At 58.4% G+C, this 17,706-nt stretch carries 13 protein-coding genes; 6 read left to right on the top strand and 7 right to left on the bottom strand.

The window, feature by feature from the left end:
- Positions 1–91: 91 nt before the first annotated feature.
- Positions 92–4,186 carry a DNA translocase FtsK gene (ftsK, locus tag V3W49_RS00970; protein WP_500143065.1) on the bottom strand — a complete coding sequence of 1,365 codons (4,095 nt, stop codon included), beginning with the start codon at positions 4,184–4,186 and terminating at the stop codon, positions 92–94.
- Between the two features lie 191 nt (positions 4,187–4,377).
- Positions 4,378–4,872 (bottom strand): leucine-responsive transcriptional regulator Lrp, encoded by a 495-nt coding sequence (lrp, locus tag V3W49_RS00975; protein ID WP_000228469.1) that lies wholly within the window; start codon positions 4,870–4,872, stop codon positions 4,378–4,380.
- Between the two features lie 479 nt (positions 4,873–5,351).
- Between lrp and trxB the strand changes: the two genes are divergently transcribed.
- The 5 genes from trxB to infA all read left to right on the top strand — a co-directional run bounded on the left by trxB (position 5,352) and on the right by infA (position 11,174).
- Entirely contained in the window at positions 5,352–6,317 is a 966-nt protein-coding gene (gene trxB, locus V3W49_RS00980) for a thioredoxin-disulfide reductase (protein WP_500143068.1), read from the top strand.
- A 122-nt stretch (positions 6,318–6,439) separates the two neighbouring features.
- Positions 6,440–8,203 (top strand): heme ABC transporter permease/ATP-binding protein CydD, encoded by a 1,764-nt coding sequence (cydD, locus tag V3W49_RS00985; RefSeq protein ID WP_500143069.1) that lies wholly within the window; start codon positions 6,440–6,442, stop codon positions 8,201–8,203.
- Position 8,204: 1 nt separating this feature from the next.
- The gene (gene cydC / locus V3W49_RS00990) at positions 8,205–9,938 is read left to right on the top strand and encodes a heme ABC transporter ATP-binding protein/permease CydC (protein WP_500143070.1); all 1,734 of its coding nucleotides are present in this window, start codon (positions 8,205–8,207) and stop codon (positions 9,936–9,938) included.
- 30 nt (positions 9,939–9,968) lie between these two features.
- Positions 9,969–10,670 carry a leucyl/phenylalanyl-tRNA--protein transferase gene (gene aat, locus V3W49_RS00995; RefSeq protein ID WP_500143072.1) on the top strand — a complete coding sequence of 234 codons (702 nt, stop codon included), beginning with the start codon at positions 9,969–9,971 and terminating at the stop codon, positions 10,668–10,670.
- Positions 10,671–10,955: 285 nt separating this feature from the next.
- The gene (infA, locus tag V3W49_RS01000; RefSeq protein WP_001040187.1) at positions 10,956–11,174 is read left to right on the top strand and encodes a translation initiation factor IF-1; all 219 of its coding nucleotides are present in this window, start codon (positions 10,956–10,958) and stop codon (positions 11,172–11,174) included.
- Between the two features lie 100 nt (positions 11,175–11,274).
- On the opposite strand, the gene clpA is transcribed toward infA, so the two are convergent.
- From clpA to V3W49_RS01015, 3 genes are read right to left on the bottom strand one after another with little or no spacing between them, the layout of a single operon-like run.
- Positions 11,275–13,551 (bottom strand): ATP-dependent Clp protease ATP-binding subunit ClpA, encoded by a 2,277-nt coding sequence (gene clpA, locus V3W49_RS01005; RefSeq protein ID WP_500143074.1) that lies wholly within the window; start codon positions 13,549–13,551, stop codon positions 11,275–11,277.
- Positions 13,552–13,580: 29 nt separating this feature from the next.
- On the bottom strand, positions 13,581–13,901 hold the full coding sequence (gene clpS / locus V3W49_RS01010; protein WP_500143075.1) for an ATP-dependent Clp protease adapter ClpS: 321 nt from the start codon (positions 13,899–13,901) through the stop codon (positions 13,581–13,583).
- Positions 13,902–13,921: 20 nt separating this feature from the next.
- The gene (locus V3W49_RS01015; RefSeq protein ID WP_500143076.1) at positions 13,922–14,071 is read right to left on the bottom strand and encodes a hypothetical protein; all 150 of its coding nucleotides are present in this window, start codon (positions 14,069–14,071) and stop codon (positions 13,922–13,924) included.
- Between the two features lie 153 nt (positions 14,072–14,224).
- Between V3W49_RS01015 and cspD the strand changes: the two genes are divergently transcribed.
- On the top strand, positions 14,225–14,446 hold the full coding sequence (gene cspD, locus V3W49_RS01020; protein ID WP_500143078.1) for a cold shock-like protein CspD: 222 nt from the start codon (positions 14,225–14,227) through the stop codon (positions 14,444–14,446).
- An 87-nt stretch (positions 14,447–14,533) separates the two neighbouring features.
- On the opposite strand, the gene macB is transcribed toward cspD, so the two are convergent.
- Together macB and macA are read right to left on the bottom strand one after the other, a co-directional pair.
- Positions 14,534–16,471 carry a macrolide ABC transporter ATP-binding protein/permease MacB gene (gene macB / locus V3W49_RS01025; RefSeq protein ID WP_500143080.1) on the bottom strand — a complete coding sequence of 646 codons (1,938 nt, stop codon included), beginning with the start codon at positions 16,469–16,471 and terminating at the stop codon, positions 14,534–14,536.
- Entirely contained in the window at positions 16,468–17,577 is a 1,110-nt protein-coding gene (gene macA, locus V3W49_RS01030; protein WP_500143082.1) for a macrolide transporter subunit MacA, read from the bottom strand. Before macA ends, macB begins: the two co-directional genes overlap by 4 nt.
- Between the last annotated feature and the right edge of the window lie 129 nt (positions 17,578–17,706).

Below are 17,706 nucleotides of genomic sequence, written 5' to 3' on the forward strand. Positions count from 1 at the left end.
GTTGCCGTTCAGGTCGAAGCCTGCCAGCAGAAATGGCTGATTTTCCATTTCTTTACGCAACTTTGCATGGCACCGACCGGGCACGCCGCCGTTATTCGAACGGCGGCGGCGCCAGCACTTCGCGGTTGCCGTTATGGCCCTGCGGGCTGACTATCCCCTGAGCTTCCATCTGCTCGATAATACGCGCCGCGCGGTTATAACCGATACGGAACTGACGCTGTACCCCGGAAATTGAGGCTTTACGCTTCTCAACCACAAAGGCGACCGCCTGATCGAACAGCGCATCCAGCTCTTCTTCGCCGTCAAAACCGCCGCTGCCGCCTTCCCCGCCGCCGTCGGAGGTAATACCCTCAACGTACTGAGGACGACCGCGCGCTTTCCAGTCCTGAACCACGGCATGCACCTCCTGGTCGCGAACAAAGGCGCCATGGACGCGCATCGGCATGGTGGAGTTCGGAGCTGCATAGAGCATATCCCCCATCCCCAGCAGCGATTCGGCACCGCCCTGATCGAGAATGGTGCGGGAGTCAATCTTACTGGAAACGGTAAAGGCGATACGGGTCGGAATGTTAGCCTTGATAAGACCGGTGATGACATCCACCGACGGACGCTGGGTTGCCAGCACCAGATGGATACCCGCGGCACGGGCTTTCTGGGCCAGACGCGCGATCAGCTCTTCCACCTTCTTGCCCACGGTCATCATCAGGTCGGCGAACTCATCCACCAGCACCACAATATAAGGCTCTTTTTTCAGCACCGGATGGGTGGTATCCATGCTGTCGCCCGGCTTCCAGAACGGATCGGGGATAGGACGGCCCATACGTTCCGCCTCTTCCACGCGCTCGTTGTACCCGGCCAGGTTACGCACGCCCAGCGCCGACATCAGCTTATAGCGGCGCTCCATCTCGTTAACGCTCCAGCGTAGCGCGTTGGCGGCGTCCTTCATATCGGTGACCACTTCGGTCAGCAGATGCGGAATGCCTTCATAGACCGACAGTTCCAGCATTTTCGGGTCGATCATGATAAAGCGCACCTCTTCCGGCGTCGCCTTATAGAGCATGCTGATAATCATGGCGTTGACGCCCACCGACTTACCGGAACCAGTAGTACCGGCCACCAGCAGGTGAGGCATCTTCTGCAGATCGGCCACCACGGGATCGCCCGCAATATCCTTACCCAGCACCACCGAGAGCGGCGATTTGCTTTCACGGAACTTGTCGCAGTCCAGCACCTCACGTAAATAGACGGTCTGACGCTTCTTGTTCGGCAGTTCCAGGCCGACATAAGGTTTCCCCGGAATCACCTCCACGACACGCACCGCCACGGTAGAGAGCGAACGGGCCAGGTCGCGCGACAGGTTAGAAATACGCGCAGCCTTCACCCCAGGCGCCAGATTCAATTCAAAGCGGGTAATAACCGGCCCCGGCGAATAGTTCACCACATCAGCCTTAATACGGAAATCGGCCAGACGAGCTTCAACCAGACGCGCCATCTGCTGGAGCGCAAAGGTATCCACCGGTTCAACTTCCGTCGGCGGCGCCGTCAGTAGATCCAGGGTCGGCAGCGGCGTCGTTGGCTTATGCAAAGGTCGATCGTCGCCGTTGCGCACCAGGAACGGGTGAATCAGGCTGTCCTGAGGCGGCTGCTGAGGCTGTACCGGCTGCTGCGATTGGGCACCGTAGCCCTGTGGCTGGGCAGGAGACTGCTGCGGCTGAGCGCCATAGCCCGGCTGTTGCACCGGTGCCTGCTGGGGCGGTACCGGCTGCTGCGGTTGAGCACCGTAGCCCTGCGGCTGGGCCGAAGGCTGCTGAGGCTGAGCGCCATAGCCCGGCTGTTGCACCGGCGCCTGCTGGGGCGGTACCGGCTGCTGCGATTGGGCACCGTAGCCCTGCGGCTGGGCCGAAGGCTGCTGAGGCTGAGCGCCATAGCCCGGCTGTTGCACCGGCACCTGCTGGGGCGGTACCGGCTGCTGCGATTGGGTACCGTAGCCCTGTGGCTGGGCCGAAGGCTGCTGCGGTTCAACCGGTTCAAACATGGATGCCGGACGCTGAGACGGCTGCGGAGCGGCAGGCGTAGACGGGAGCTCCTCCTGCTCGCTGCTATAGCGCTGGCGCTGGCTTTCGGCGAACTGACGAGCCAGTTCGGCCTGAAGCGCGGCGTCTTCATCGTCGCTCTCATCAACCGTGGCTTCGTCGTGATGATACTCTTCACCGTAACGCTGCTGCTGGCTGGCGGCAAACTGGCGGGCCAGCTCATCCTGCTGCATGGCTTCAATCTCATCATCGCTAAGATCGTTGTTCGCAAGCCCGGCCCGGGCACGCTCTTCAGCCTGGCGCTGGGAAGGCAGCTTAATCCCATAAGAGGCCAGTTCGCGACGCGTCGGCACCCGCACCCGATTCGGGCGCGGCAGTTGCGGGCCTATCCCCTCTTTCACCTGGGGACGCGGCGTCCAGGAAGCGGCACCCGCTGCCGTCGCGGCCACAGCCGCGGCACCTGCGGCTCCCTTCGCCGCATGTGCGGCATGCTGAGGATCCGATACGGCCTCGCCATCCGGCAGGGAAGCGTCGTCTGGCATTAAGGTAGCGCCCGGCGTCTGCGAACCCGCGCCTGGGTTCAGCCCCCCGGGTTCGCGCGCCTGTTCAGGAATCGGCTGATACCAGGCTTCAAGCTGCTCGCGCTCGCGAGCGCGGCGCGCTTCAACCTCTTCAAAATAATAGAGCGGCGGACGTGAAGGTTTTCCTTCTTCCTGTCCGGCATGGGGCTGCGCTGCGTGCGGCTCCGTCTGCGAAGCGCTTTCCGGCGCGCCAGGTTCGTGCTGCTGATACCCGTCATACTGCTGCGCCTGATGATACGAGTCCGGCGCCTGAGATTGCGGATTCGGCTCTGGCTGTTGGTACGGCTGAGGCTGTTCCGCCTGTTGATACTGCTGCTCTTGCCACGGCTGCGCCGCCTGCTCAGGCGCCTGAGGCGACCAATGGCTGGTCACTTCATTCGGCAGTTGCTGCGCGGTTTGCTGATACGGTTGCTCCACCGGAATATTTTCCGGCGACGGCGCAATAACCGGCTCCGGCGTGACGGTGGTCGGCGCCGGCTCCCAGTTGATGGATGGCGCGGCGTCGGTTTCCGGCGCGGGGATCGCGACCTGCTGAGTCGAAGGCGCTGCCATTTGTGTCTCGTTCCACTCACTGGCGGGCTGATCCACGCTATTCCGGGTAATCGACTGGCCGTTCATCAGCGGATCGTCCGCAAAATCGGCAATATTTTGTCCGTTCAGTAGCGGATCGTCGCTATAGCTTTCCTGCCCGCGATAAGGCGCGGCATCCGCCGCCTGGCCGGAAAACAGCGGATCGTCTTCATCCATCCGCTTACCGGAAAAGAGCGCAGCATCGCTCTTGTGCCCTATCGGGTTGGAAAATTTCTCTGCCAGACGTCGGCGGCGAGCCAGAGCGCCCTGCAGAATCCTGGCACGGCGCGATTTATTTGACTCGGGCGCCGGTTGCTGGCTCTCCTCGTCGTCATACTCTTCATCGTCGTACTCGTAATCATCGTCCTGCCAGGTATTGTCCCGGCGGGTTCGGTTGCTGGCAAAGGTCAGCAGCGTCAGCACCAGGCTGCCAAGCTTCTCGGCGATGTTGACCCAGGACCAGCCGGTAAACAGCGTCAGACCAGCGGCCCAGACGCAAAGCAGCGCGATGGTACCGCCACTGCTGTTTAACAGCGGCATCATCGCGCTGCTGAGCAGGCTGCCAATGACGCCCCCTGAGGCAAAATACCAGATATCGTCGGCATTAATCGCCGCCAGGCCGCAGGAGGTCACAATCAGCGCCAGCGCCCCGATAAGGCGCAGCGACACGGCGAAATAATCGATGTAGTCATCATTGTCGCGACGACGCCAGGCGAAGGCACAGGCGCCGAGAATAATGATCGGGATGGCCCAGGCCATCACGCCGAAAATGAAAAACAGCGTGTCCGCGAGCCAGGCGCCAGGCGCGCCGCCCCAGTTATGGATAGGCTCGTGCCAGGCGGTCTGGGACCAGCTGGGATCGGAAGGGTTAAAGCTGAGTAAAGCCACGATCAGGTAAACGGCAAACAGTGCGATAAGCACCAGCAGCGCCTCATACAGACGGCGTCCGCTGCTCAGTCTTGTCAGTGTGACTTCTTTATCTTCTGTATATTCCTGGCTCAAGAAAAGCTCTCCAGGTTTTAGGCTGCCCGACAACGTAGAGGACGCGTTTTCGGCCCCGCGTCAACGCATTGAGCAGTTGCAGGAACAGCCCGTAGCTAAAACGGACAGCAGCGCCGGGCTGCCCCGGCACTGCTGCTGTATGGATTAACAGGAGTGTAATCAAACTGCGCCGATTTTGCACCTGCTCCGTATTAGCGGGTCTTAATTACCAGACGATTACTCTGCTTAACCTCTTCCATTACCACGTAGGTGCGGGTGTCATTAACGCCCGGAAGACGTAACAGAGTTTCCCCCAGTAACTTACGATAGGCTGACATATCCGGCACCCGGGTCTTCAACAGATAGTCGAAATCACCGGAAACCAGATGACATTCCTGAATTTCCTCGAGTTTCTGAACGGCGGCATTAAACTGCTCAAATACGTCCGGCGCCCCGCGATTCAGAGTAATCTCAACAAATACCAGTAATGATGCATCCAGATAGTGCGGATTTAGCAGCGCGGTATAGCCCTGAATAAAACCCTGCCGCTCCAGGCGACGAACGCGCTCAAGGCACGGCGTCGGCGACAGTCCCACTCTCTTTGAAAGCTCGACATTGGAAATTCGCCCATCCTTCTGCAGCTCATTAAGAATGTTACGGTCTATGCGGTCGAGATCTTTGCCAGGGCGCTTCTTGCTATCTACCATTATTATTGTCTCTCTGTATTCCTTCCTTCACCTGCCATACCCGTAAACAGCCACTGTTTCGGGTTACGTGAGAAGACCGTTGCCAAAACGACGGCAGCCATCGGCATTACCCATGGCGTCTGTCCACGCCATGGGTGCTGGCGATAACCCGGTAAAAGCGCACAACCTCCCTCGCCACGGTAGACGTGGCCTGAACTTACGCGCTATGCTCCCCCAAATGTTTTCGCAAATGCGCAGGTGATTGTCAAAGTAAAACATCGTTTTTTAGTGAAACATGCCAGATATTCATGACCCCTTGCGATTATCCCTCATTTTTTCACCCCCTTATCCCGAGTTTTTCTGTATTTTTTACTGTTTATAGCCCTACCTATCGGCACCGCCTATTACACATATCGTTAACAAAACGGTAATGCTCTTTTTTTGCTGCGACAAATTCCCTACAATCCAGTCCATTGTCAGCCAACGAAAATGAGGATCTCATGGCCACTGCGAAACATTCCCGGCTGCTGATTCTGGGCTCTGGCCCGGCGGGTTACACCGCCGCCGTCTATGCCGCCCGAGCCAATCTGAATCCGGTACTGATCACTGGTATGGAAAAAGGCGGTCAGCTTACCACCACCACCGAGGTGGAAAACTGGCCCGGCGATCCCAGCGGTCTGACCGGCCCTTTATTGATGGAGCGTATGCACGAACACGCAGAGAAATTCGAAACCGAAATTCTCTTCGATCACATCAATAAAGTGGATCTGCAGAATCGTCCGTTCCGCCTGACTGGCGACAGCGGCGAATACACCTGCGACGCACTGATTATCGCTACCGGCGCTTCGGCCCGCTATCTGGGTCTGCCTTCTGAAGAGGCTTATAAGGGCCGCGGCGTTTCCGCCTGCGCCACCTGCGACGGTTTCTTCTACCGCAATCAGAAAGTCGCGGTCATCGGTGGCGGCAATACCGCCGTGGAAGAAGCACTCTATCTGTCTAATATCGCTTCTGAAGTGCACCTGATCCACCGCCGCGACAGCTTCCGCGCCGAAAAGATCCTGGTTAAACGCCTGATGGATAAAGTGGAGAACGGCAATATCATCCTTCACACCGATCGCACGCTTGATGAAGTCACCGGCGATGAGATGGGCGTCACGGGTCTGCGTCTGCGGGATACCAAAGATCCGCAGCACAGCGAAGAGCTCGAAGTGATGGGCCTGTTCGTGGCCATTGGCCATAGCCCTAACACCGCGATTTTCGACGGCCAGTTAGCGCTGGAAAACGGTTATATCAAGGTGCAGTCCGGTAGTCAGGGCAATGCGACCCAGACCAGCATCCCCGGCGTATTCGCCGCAGGCGACGTTATGGATCATATCTACCGCCAGGCTATTACTTCTGCCGGCACTGGTTGTATGGCCGCCCTGGACGCGGAACGCTATCTGGACGGACTGGCCGATAAGGCCTGATTTTTCCTCTTCGGCATTTAAGGCGACCTCATAAGGTCGCCTTTCTTTTTGCCGCGATGTAACATTGCAGGAAACAGTCGCCGGAACGGCGAATGGAACTTAATTGACCCCCCTGGCTTGCAATGAAAAAAACCCGTCAACAAGAACTTAGCCGCTGGCTGAAGCAACAGAGCGTGACCTCCCGGCGCTGGCTTAATCTTTCGCGCCTGCTTGGCGCTATCAGCGGCCTGTTAATTGTGGCGCAGGCCTGGCTGCTGGCTCGCCTGCTGGACAATATGATCGTTGGCGCCATTCCCTCGGAAGCGCTCCTTCTGCCCTTCGCACTTTTACTGTTGGTTCTGATCCTGCGCGCCTGGGTGGTCTGGCTGCGCGAGAAAGTCGGTTTCCAGGCCGGGCTGCATATTCGTCACCAGATTCGCAGTCTGGTGCTGGATCGGTTGCAGCAGGCGGGGCCGGCCTGGATACAGGGCAAACCGGCCGGAAGCTGGGCCACCCTTATCCTCGAACAGATCGAGGATATGCATGATTACTACGCCCGCTACCTGCCACAGATGGCGCTGGCGGCCACGATTCCATTGTTGATTGTACTGGCGATTCTGCCCTCTAACTGGGCGGCTGCCCTGATTCTGCTGGGCACGGCGCCGCTGATTCCGCTGTTTATGGCGATGGTCGGCATGGGTGCCGCCGACGCCAACCGCCGTAATTTTCTGGCGCTTTCGCGCCTGAGCGGCCACTTTCTCGATCGCCTGCGCGGCATGGAAACCCTGCGTTTGTTTAACCGCGGCGCAGCCGAAACCGACAGTATTCGCCGCGCCTCTGAAGATTTTCGCAGCCGCACCATGGAGGTGCTGCGCCTGGCGTTCCTTTCATCCGGCGTGCTGGAATTTTTCGCCTCGCTCTCTATCGCCCTGGTGGCGGTCTACTTCGGCTTTTCTTACCTGGGGGAGCTCAATTTCGGCCATTATGGTGTTGGGGTCACACTGTTTTCCGGCTTTCTGACGCTGATTCTGGCGCCGGAATTTTTCCAGCCGCTGCGCGATCTGGGCGCCTTCTATCACGCAAAAGCCCAGGCGATTGGCGCGGCGGATAGTCTGCAACAATTTATGGATTCACCGCTCCAGTCCCCCGAGCGTGGAACCCGTCCCCTGGACAGCGACGGCCCTTTAAGTCTGGAAGCCCGCGATCTGGTAGTGCTGTCCCCCACCGGTACACGGCTGGCCGGGCCGCTAAACTTTACCCTTAACGCCGGCTCCAGAGTGGCGCTGGTGGGGCAAAGCGGCGCCGGAAAAAGCTCGCTGCTGAATGTGCTGTCGGGCTTCCTGCCCTATGAAGGCTCCCTGACGGTAAATGGCGCAGAGCTGCGCGAGCTGGATCCCGATAGCCTGCGCGCCAGGCTAAGCTGGCTGGGACAGAACCCGCGCTTGCCTGGCCGTACCCTGCGCGACAATATTCTGCTGGCGGCCCCCGGTAACCAGACGCGCCTTAAACAGGTGATTGACGATGCCTGGGTCAGTGAGTTTCTGACTCAGTTGCCTCGGGGGCTGGACAGCGAACTGGGGGAAAACGCCGCCAGCCTGTCGGTAGGCCAGGCCCAGCGCGTGGCGCTGGCGCGAGCGCTGCTCGTCCCCTGCGGCCTGCTGCTGCTCGACGAACCGGTCGCCAGCCTGGACGCCCACAGCGAAGAACGGGTCATGACGGCGCTGGAGCGGGCCGCACGGCACCAGAGCACGCTGATGGTCACTCACCAGCTCGATATCCTGCAGTCCTGGGATGAAATTTGGGTGATGCAGGAGGGTTACATCGTGCAACAGGGAAGCTGGCAACGCCTTGCTCAGGAAAGCGGCCCCTTCGCCCGGCTTCTGGCCCATCGACAGGAGGAAATTTAACATGCGCGCGCTACTGCCCTGGCTTAGTCTGTTTCGCCGCCATAAATGGCGCCTGACTCTGGGTATTGTGCTGGCCGTGGTGACGCTGCTGGCCAGTATCGGTCTGCTGACCCTTTCAGGCTGGTTTCTTTCCGCGTCGGCGCTGGCGGGTCTTGCCGGACTCCAGACCTTTAACTATATGCTACCTGCGGCGGGCGTACGCGGCGCGGCCATTATCCGTACCGCCGGGCGTTACTTTGAGCGCCTGGTCAGTCATGATGCGACCTTCCGCATTTTGCAACACCTGAGAGTCACCCTGTTCAGCCGTCTGCTGCCACTCTCTCCCGGCGGCCTGCGTCGCTTCCGCCAGGGGGAACTTCTGAATCGCCTGGTGGCGGACGTCGACGCCCTGGATCACCTCTATCTGCGCGTCATTTCACCGCTGGTCGGCGCACTGGCGGTCATCATTATCGTTACCTTCGGGCTGAGCTGGATAAACCTGACCCTGGCGCTGACCCTCGGGGGCATTATGCTGTTAACGCTACTGCTGTTGCCACCGCTGTTCTGGCGCGCCGGTCGCCCGATTGGCGAATCCCTGACCCGCCTGCGCGGTGAATACCGCCAGCAGCTTATCGCCTGGTTGCATGGCCAGGCAGAGCTATCGCTGTTCGGCGCCAGCCAGCGCTGGCGCGATGAGATGACCACAACTGAACAGCGCTGGCTCAATGCCCAGCGTCGCCAGGCCGGCCTCACGGCGCTCTCCCAGAGCCTGATGCTGCTAATCGGCGGTCTGACCATGCTGCTGATTCTGTGGCTTGCCGGGGCGGGCATCGGCAGCCAGCAGCCTCCCGGCGCGCTGATCGCCCTGTTTGTCTTCTGCGCGCTGGCGGCCTTTGAAGCGCTGGCCCCCATTACCGGCGCCTTCCAGCACCTGGGGCAAACCATCGCCTCCGCCCTGCGCCTTTCCCAGGTAATAGAACAAACGCCGGATGTCACCTTCCCGGATAGCCCGGCAACGCGGTTAACTCAGGCTTCCCTGAGCCTTGCGAACGTCAGCTTCGCCTGGCCAGAACAGCATCGCAACGCGCTGGAGTCGGTTTCATTGCAGGTTGCTCCCGGCGAGCATATCGCCATTCTGGGCCGCACCGGCTGTGGGAAATCCACGCTACTGAACCTGATTACCCGCGCCAGCGATCCCAACAGCGGGGAGATTTTTCTGGGGGATCGTCCGCTTCGCGATTACGACGAATCCAGCCTGCGGGCGGCCATCAGCGTCGTGCCCCAGCGCCCCTGGTTGTTCAGCGCCACCCTGCGCGACAACCTGCTGCTCGCCAGCCCTCAGGCCGATGACGCAACCCTGGCAGCGATGCTGACCCGCGTCGGGCTAAAGGGGCTGCTGCAGGATGAAGGCCTGAATGCCTGGCTTGGCGAAGGGGGACGCCAGCTCTCCGGCGGTGAACTGCGGCGTCTTGGCATCGCCCGCGCCCTGCTGCACGATGCGCCGCTGGTATTAATGGACGAGCCGACGGAAGGGCTGGATGCCGCCACCGAGCGTCAGATCCTCACTCTGCTGCACGATCTTTGTACCGACAAAACGCTGCTGATGGTCACCCATCGCCTGCACGGCCTGGCGGCCTTCGACCGTATTGTGGTGATGGACGACGGGCGTATCGTCGAACAGGGCGCTCACGAAACGCTACTGAACAACGGCGGGCGCTATGCGCAGTTTCATCGTCGTCTCCAGGCTATGATTTAACTATTCTTAGGGGTCCGGAGGGTATTCACCATGCGTCTGGTTCAGCTTTCCCGCCATATTCTCGACTTTCCGTCGCCGGAAGCGGCGCTGCGCGAGCCTAACGGCCTGCTGGCGCTGGGGGGAGATCTCAGCCCGGAACGTCTGATGCTGGCCTACCGACGCGGCATTTTCCCCTGGTATTCACCAGGAGACCCTATTCTTTGGTGGTCCCCTGACCCACGAGCCGTGCTGGATCCGCAGGAGTTTCATATCAGCCGCAGCTTTCGACGCTTTCTGAAACAGGCGAATTTCCGCGTGACTCTCAATCATGACTTTGCCGGAACGATCGCCGGCTGCGCCAGTCAGCGAACCGAAGGCACCTGGATAACGCCAGAGGTCAGCGTCGCCTGGCAGCAGTTACATCAGCTGGGACATGCCCATTCCGTAGAGGTGTGGCAGGATGAACAGTTGGTCGGCGGGCTATACGGCGTGGCGCTGGGCGCGTTATTTTGCGGCGAATCGATGTTCAGCCGTCGGGAAAACGCCTCCAAAACCGCCTTGCTCCATTTCTGCCGCTATTTTTTAGCGCGCGGCGGACGCCTTATCGACTGTCAGGTACTGAACGCCCATACCGCTTCTCTGGGCGCCAAAGAGATTCCCCGCGGTCTCTATCTCCGCCTGCTGGAAAATCTTTATTCGCAGCCGCTCGACATACGCTGCTGGCTGCCTCAAACTCTTTTGCCCTGTGGTTAAGAAGCATACCTAATATTCTGCCCATCTGCCCTCACACCATGTTATAATTGTGCCCGCAGAATGCAGAGTAAGATCTGCCCATTGCCCGCACCTCTTTGGGAGAGGCCTGGTAACGCCCGCCGTTTATCACTCCGCCCCTTTATTTTGGTTTGCGTTAAAAAACGCGCTATTGGGCGTGGGTCATTGGCAGAACAGACTTTGCCTGATGCAATTTCTTTACATGACAGGTGAACTTCGGCATTATCTTGCCGGTTCAAACTATGGTAGTGATATCCCGAGGATTAGATGGCCAAAGAAGACAATATTGAAATGCAGGGCACCGTTCTGGAAACGCTGCCTAACACCATGTTTCGCGTAGAGCTGGAAAACGGTCACGTCGTTACCGCGCATATCTCCGGTAAAATGCGTAAGAACTATATCCGTATCCTGACGGGTGACAAAGTGACCGTGGAACTGACTCCGTACGATCTGAGCAAAGGCCGCATTGTCTTCCGTAGTCGCTAACAGAATTCTTCTCTGTTGCGACAACGGTTACGCGACAGGTTATCAATAAAAACAAAAGGCCGGGCGCATCGCCCGGCCTTTTTTATCCCCTGACACCCGCTCAGTGTGCCGCTTCCGCCTTATGCTTCTGCGCGCTCTGGAAATCATATTCCAGGCGGTCTTCAGGTTTATTCAGCGTTACCGTCACCTGGCCGCCGTTCACCAGTGAGCCGAACAGCAACTCGTTAGCCAGCGGTTTCTTCAGGTTGTCCTGAATCACTCGGGCCATCGGACGCGCGCCCATGGCGCGGTCATAGCCTTTCTCCGCCAGCCAGTCGCGAGCCTCCTGCGCCACTTCCAGTGAAACGCCCTTCGCATCCAGCTGAGCCTGAAGCTCGACAATAAACTTGTCGACCACCTGGTGGATCACCTCGCTCGTCAGACTTGCGAACCAGATAATGTTATCCAGGCGATTGCGAAACTCTGGCGTGAAGATCTTTTTGATCTCCTCCATCGCATCGGTGCTGTTGTCCTGCTGAATCAGGCCAATGGACTTACGCTCGGTTTCCCGCACCCCGGCGTTGGTGGTCATCACCAGCACCACGTTACGAAAATCCGCCTTGCGACCGTTGTTGTCAGTCAGCGTTCCGTTGTCCATAACCTGCAGCAGCAGATTAAAGACGTCCGGATGCGCTTTTTCTATCTCATCAAGCAGCAGCACCGCATGGGGATGTTTAATCACCGCATCGGTCAGTAACCCGCCCTGATCGTACCCCACATATCCCGGAGGTGCGCCAATCAGACGGCTGACGGTGTGGCGCTCCATATATTCCGACATATCGAAGCGCAGCAGCTCAATCCCTAAGGATTTGGCAAGCTGCACCGTGACCTCGGTTTTACCGACTCCGGTCGGCCCCGCGAACAGGAAAGACCCCACCGGCTTATGCTCATGGCCCAGACCGGCGCGACTCATTTTGATAGCCTCGGTCAGCGCTTCGATAGCGTTGTCCTGGCCAAACACCAGCATCTTCAGACGATCGCCCAAATTTTTCAGGGTATCGCGATCGTTTTTAGATATGCTTTTCTCCGGCACTCTGGCGATACGAGCCACCACCGACTCGATATCCCCCACGTTCACCGTTTTACGGCGCTTGCTGACCGGAAGCAGGCGGCTGCGCGCGCCAGCTTCGTCAATCACATCGATGGCCTTATCCGGCAGATGGCGGTCATTGATGTATTTCACCGACAGCTCTACAGCAGCGCGCACCGCGCGCGCGGTGTAGCGCACATCATGGTGAGCTTCATACTTCGGCTTCAGGCCAGTCAGGATCTGCACCGTCTCGTCAATAGACGGTTCGGTAATATCAATTTTCTGGAAGCGACGCGCCAGCGCGCGATCCTTTTCAAAGATATTGCTGAACTCCTGATAGGTGGTAGAGCCAATCACCCGAATTCTGCCACTGGAAAGCAGCGGTTTGATCAGGTTAGCGGCATCCACCTGGCCGCCGGAAGCAGCGCCTGCGCCGATGATGGTGTGAATCTCATCGATAAACAGAATGCTGTTGCTGTCCTGCTCCAGTTGCTTAAGCAGCGCCTTAAAGCGTTTTTCGAAGTCGCCGCGGTATTTGGTGCCGGCCAGTAACGAACCGATATCCAGCGAATAGAGGGTGCAGTCGGCCATCACTTCCGGTACATCGCCCTGAACAATGCGCCATGCCAGCCCTTCGGCGATAGCGGTCTTGCCCACGCCCGACTCCCCTACCAGCAGCGGGTTGTTCTTACGACGGCGGCACAGCACCTGAATGGTGCGCTCCAGCTCCTTATCACGGCCGATCAGCGGGTCGATCCCCCCGACCCGGGCAAGCTGATTGAGATTGGTGGTGAAGTTCTCCATGCGCTCCTCCCCGCCTGCCTGCTCATCGTTGACCGGATTCTCTGCGGAGTTACCGTTTTGATTCGGTTCGTCTTTACGTGTGCCGTGCGAAATAAAATTTACCACGTCGAGGCGGCTGACTTCGTGTTTGCGCAACAGATAGGCCGCCTGGGACTCCTGCTCGCTAAAGATGGCGACCAGCACATTGGCGCCAGTAACCTCGCTGCGGCCGGAAGACTGAACGTGGAACACCGCCCGTTGCAGCACTCGCTGAAAGCTGAGTGTCGGCTGGGTGTCACGCTCTTCTACATTTTCCGGCAGTACCGGGGTTGTTTGTTCGATGAAGGCTTCAAGTTCCTGCCGTAGCGCCACCAGATCCACGGAACAGGCTTCCAGCGCCTCCCGGGCCGATGGGTTGCTGAGTAACGCCAGCAACAGATGCTCGACGGTCATAAACTCATGTCGGTGCTCGCGCGCTCTGGCGAAAGCCATATTTAAACTGAGTTCCAGTTCTTGATTGAGCATAGGGCACCCCCCTCAAATTGTCTGCCTTTTCAGGCTTGTTCCAGCGTACACAGCAACGGATGCTCGTTATCCCTCGCATATTTGTTCACCATCGCGACCTTGGTTTCCGCCACCTCGGCTGTGAAGACGCCGCAGATAGCCTTACCCTGATAGTGAACTGCAAGCATCAGTTGCGTTGCACGTTCTACATCATAAGAAAAGAACTTTTGTAGCACGTCAATAACAAATTCCATTGGCGTGTAGTCATCGTTCACTAATATAACTTTATACATAGATGGCGGCTTTATCGCATCAAGCGCTTTTTCATCCACCAGATGGTCAAATTCCAACCCGTCGTTTGTCTTACCCATCGCCAGTCATCATCATTCGGTTAAAATTCAGGCAGAAAATCTGCTACCCCTTCGCCGGAGTGTAGTGCCCTGACGCACAGACGCCACCGGGTTTTGTCCGCGCTTTGCAGCCAGGCCGCGACTCGCGTCACATTAATGCCAATAGCGTTAACTGCTTCAAATTTTGACACATTTTTGCATCCCCCCTTCGCCTGGACGCTTGACCCTGTGTTGAATTTATCTACATTGTCTAATCGTGAGTTGGCGAGGTTTTGAACACCCCGGGCTCACCCACCGGTTGATTCCATCTTACTTAATATAAAAGCTATGAAGGATGTCGAAGCATGGAAACGGGTACTGTTAAATGGTTCAATAATGCCAAAGGGTTTGGGTTCATCTGCCCTGAAGGCGGCGGCGAAGATATTTTCGCTCACTATTCCACCATCCAGATGGATGGTTACAGGACGCTCAAAGCCGGGCAGGTCGTCCGGTTTGATGTACATCAGGGCCCTAAAGGCAATCATGCCAGCGTCATCGTGCCTGTCGAAGCTGAAGCGGTCGCGTAACGCTCCAGACTTTTATTGTGTACATCCCCGAAACAAAATGCCAGCCCGGGCGGCTGGCATTTTTATATCCTTACATAAGGCGACGATTTACTCTCGCGCCAGCGCATCCACCGGATTCAGCCTCGCCGCTCGCCGCGCCGGCAACCAGCCAAACAACACGCCGGTCAGCGTCGAACACAGGAACGCCATCATCAGCGCCAGTGGCGAAAAACCCGGCGCCCAGTCCGGCAACGCCACCTGAAGCAGCAGCGCAATAATTAGCGACAGCGCCACGCCCAGAGCGCCCCCCACCAGACAGACCAGCACCGATTCAATCAGGAATTGCCGCAGCACATCGCCAGCCCTGGCGCCTACCGCCATCCGGATGCCAATCTCCCGGGTGCGCTCGGTTACCGAAACCAGCATAATATTCATGACGCCGATACCGCCTACCAGCAGCGAAATCACTGCCACCAGCGTGAGAAACAGCTGTAATGTAGCTGTGGTTCTTTCCGCCGTTTTCAAGAGTTCGTCCATATTATAAGTGAAAAAATCTCGCTTACCGTGACGCAACTCCAGCAGGCTGGAGATCTGGCGCTCCGCTTCATCGCTGGGATAGCCCTCTTTCACTCGCACGGTGATATTATTCAGCCAGCTCTGCCCGGTCACCCGTCCGGTCATGGTGTTCCAGGGAAGCCAGACCCGCAGCACCTTACTGCTGCCGAACATCGACTGCTTCTCTTCGGCCACCCCGATAACAGTGGCTGGCATATTGCCGACCAGAATCACTTCTCCCAGCACGCTGACGCGATCGGGGAACAGCTGGCGGCGGGTATTGCTGTCCACCACCACCACCTGAGCACGGGAGTCCAGCTGGAGCTGGTTAAAGGTGCCTCCTTCGCTAAAGCCCATACCATAAACATCAAAATACTGGCTGCTTACGCCATTGACGCTGGCAGCGGCGTCTTTATTGCCATAGCGCACCCGCAGGTTTTTTGAGACCGACGGCGTGGCGGAACTGACCCACGGCTGGCGGCTGATGGCCACCATATCGTCATAGCTAAGGGACTGCTGGTACTGGGGGTCGTCATCGCCGAAGTCCCGACCCGGATAGACATCGATGGTATTGGTACCGATGGAGCGAATATCGGCCAGCACCCGCTGTTGAGCCGCATCCCCCACCACCACGATAGAGACCACTGACGCGATGCCGATAATAATGCCCAGCATGGTCAGCAGCGTACGCATCTTGTTGGCCGCCATAGCAAGCCAGGCCATACGCAGGGACTCCTGAAAGGCGGGTAGCAGCCGCCAGGTGCCGGAAGGAATCTGCGGCTCGGGGCGGGAGGATTCCCGACGCGGCAGCGGCGGCGGATTACTGACGATCTCGCCGTCGCGGATCTCGATAATGCGTTCCGCCTGGGCCGCCACCTCCGGATCGTGGGTCACGATAATCACCGTATGGCCACGATCGCGCAGCTGACGCAGCGTCGCCATCACCTCAGCGCTGGAGTGGCTGTCCAGCGCCCCGGTGGGTTCATCCGCCAGAATCACCTGACCGCCATTCATCAATGCCCGGGCGATACTGACGCGCTGCTGCTGGCCACCGGAAAGCTGGGTGGGCTGGTAGTCCACCCGCTGCTCAAGTCCCAGCCGCGCCAGCAATTCTCGCGCCCGCTTCTGACGCCGGGCCACCGGCGTTCCGGCATAGATGGCGGGTACTTCCACATTCTGACTGGCGCTCAGATGCGACAGCAGATGATAGCGCTGGAAGATAAAACCAAAATGTTCGCGACGCAGCCGGGCCAGCTGATCGCCGTCGAGCTGTGCCACATCCACACCCGCCACCCGATAGCGTCCGGCGCTGGGCGTATCCAGACAGCCCAGGATATTCATCAGCGTCGACTTACCGGAGCCGGACGCCCCAATAATCGCCACCATTTCGCCGGCTTCAATACTGAGCGTGATGCCTTTCAGGACTTCAACCTGGCCCTCACCAGAAGGATAGCTACGGCGGATATCCTCCAGCTCAAGCAGCGCGCTCATCGGGCGCCTCCCTCGCGGCGGCCGGTCACCACTTCATCCCCTTCTTTCAGGCCATCGACGACTTCCACCTGAGTGTCGTTACGCTGGCCGATGGTAATCTCCCGTGGATGAGGCTCACCGTTGCGTAGCAGAGTTACCCGAAAGCGATTATTGCCGACAGGCTCACCGAGGGCGCTCTGGGGAATGGCAATGACGTCCCTTTTGCCACTCAACTGGATATGCACCTGGGCGGTCATCTCCAGACGCAGCACGCCCTGCGGGTTGGGCACTTCAAAGCGGGCGTTATAGAAAATCGCGTCGTTTACTTTTTCCGGCGTTGGCAAAATATCCTTCAGTTTGCCCTCATAGCGGGTCTGGGGATCGCCCAACACGGTAAACCAGGCTTTCAGACCTGGACGCAGATGAATCACATCCGCCTCGGAAACCTGGGCATTCACCAGCATAGTGCTCATATCCGCCAGGGTAAGGATATTCGGCGCCTGCTGGGCGGCGATAACCGTTTGGCCCTGCTGAGTGGTCACCTTCGTGACCTCGCCCGCCATCGGTGCCAGAATGCGGGTGTATTCCAGGTTGGTGCGCGCCGTATCCAGCGATGCCTGGTTGCGCTGGATCTGGGCGTCGATGGTGCCGATCTGCGCCAGCTTCACGGCCAGATCGGTTTGCGCGCTGTCCAGATCCTGGCGGGAAACCAGCTGACGGCGAGCCAGTTCGCGCTGGCGCGCCAGCGTCACCCGGGAAAGCCGCATCTCGGCTTCGGCCTGGCCGCGCTGGGCCCGCAGCTCTTTCAGGGTCGCTTCCACCTCTTTGATCTGGTTTTCCGCTTGTTCAGGATCGATGATCCCCAGTAGCTGATCCTTTTTAACCCGGGAGCCCACGTCCACCTTTAGCGTCTTGAGCTGGCCACTGACCTGGGCGCCAACATCCACCTTACTGAGCGCATCGAGCTTACCGGTCGCCAGCACGCTCTGCTGCAGTTCGCCTTTACGTACGATCATCGTTTGATACTGGGGTCCTGGCGCATTGAGTGTTTTCCACGCCCACAGCCCCCCAGATACCAACAGCAGTACCAGCGCTATATGGCGTTTTTTCACTTTTCCCTTAAACATATTCACGTCCTGATAACGAGCCTGAGCACTCAGTAATTCCGGTAATATAAACCGTTTATCAACATCAGTGCACTACATGATAAAGCCTGGCCGCTGTTGCATAAAAGTTGAGGAATGCGATGCCTTAAT

The sequence above is a fragment of the Rosenbergiella sp. YN46 genome (assembly GCF_036620675.1).
Lineage (GTDB): Bacteria > Pseudomonadota > Gammaproteobacteria > Enterobacterales > Enterobacteriaceae > Jejubacter.

What these genes read in the sequence shown, in the direction of transcription:
- lrp (WP_000228469.1), bottom strand. Translation starts at nt 4,872, where the DNA reads ATGGTAGATAGCAAGAAGCGCCCTGGCAAAGATCTCGACCGCATAGAC.
- trxB (WP_500143068.1), top strand. Translation starts at nt 5,352, where the DNA reads ATGGCCACTGCGAAACATTCCCGGCTGCTGATTCTGGGCTCTGGCCCG.
- cydD (WP_500143069.1), top strand. Translation starts at nt 6,440, where the DNA reads ATGAAAAAAACCCGTCAACAAGAACTTAGCCGCTGGCTGAAGCAACAG.
- cydC (WP_500143070.1), top strand. Translation starts at nt 8,205, where the DNA reads ATGCGCGCGCTACTGCCCTGGCTTAGTCTGTTTCGCCGCCATAAATGG.
- aat (WP_500143072.1), top strand. Translation starts at nt 9,969, where the DNA reads ATGCGTCTGGTTCAGCTTTCCCGCCATATTCTCGACTTTCCGTCGCCG.
- infA (WP_001040187.1), top strand. Translation starts at nt 10,956, where the DNA reads ATGGCCAAAGAAGACAATATTGAAATGCAGGGCACCGTTCTGGAAACG.
- clpA (WP_500143074.1), bottom strand. Translation starts at nt 13,551, where the DNA reads ATGCTCAATCAAGAACTGGAACTCAGTTTAAATATGGCTTTCGCCAGA.
- clpS (WP_500143075.1), bottom strand. Translation starts at nt 13,901, where the DNA reads ATGGGTAAGACAAACGACGGGTTGGAATTTGACCATCTGGTGGATGAA.
- cspD (WP_500143078.1), top strand. Translation starts at nt 14,225, where the DNA reads ATGGAAACGGGTACTGTTAAATGGTTCAATAATGCCAAAGGGTTTGGG.
- macB (WP_500143080.1), bottom strand. Translation starts at nt 16,471, where the DNA reads ATGAGCGCGCTGCTTGAGCTGGAGGATATCCGCCGTAGCTATCCTTCT.
- macA (WP_500143082.1), bottom strand. Translation starts at nt 17,577, where the DNA reads ATGTTTAAGGGAAAAGTGAAAAAACGCCATATAGCGCTGGTACTGCTG.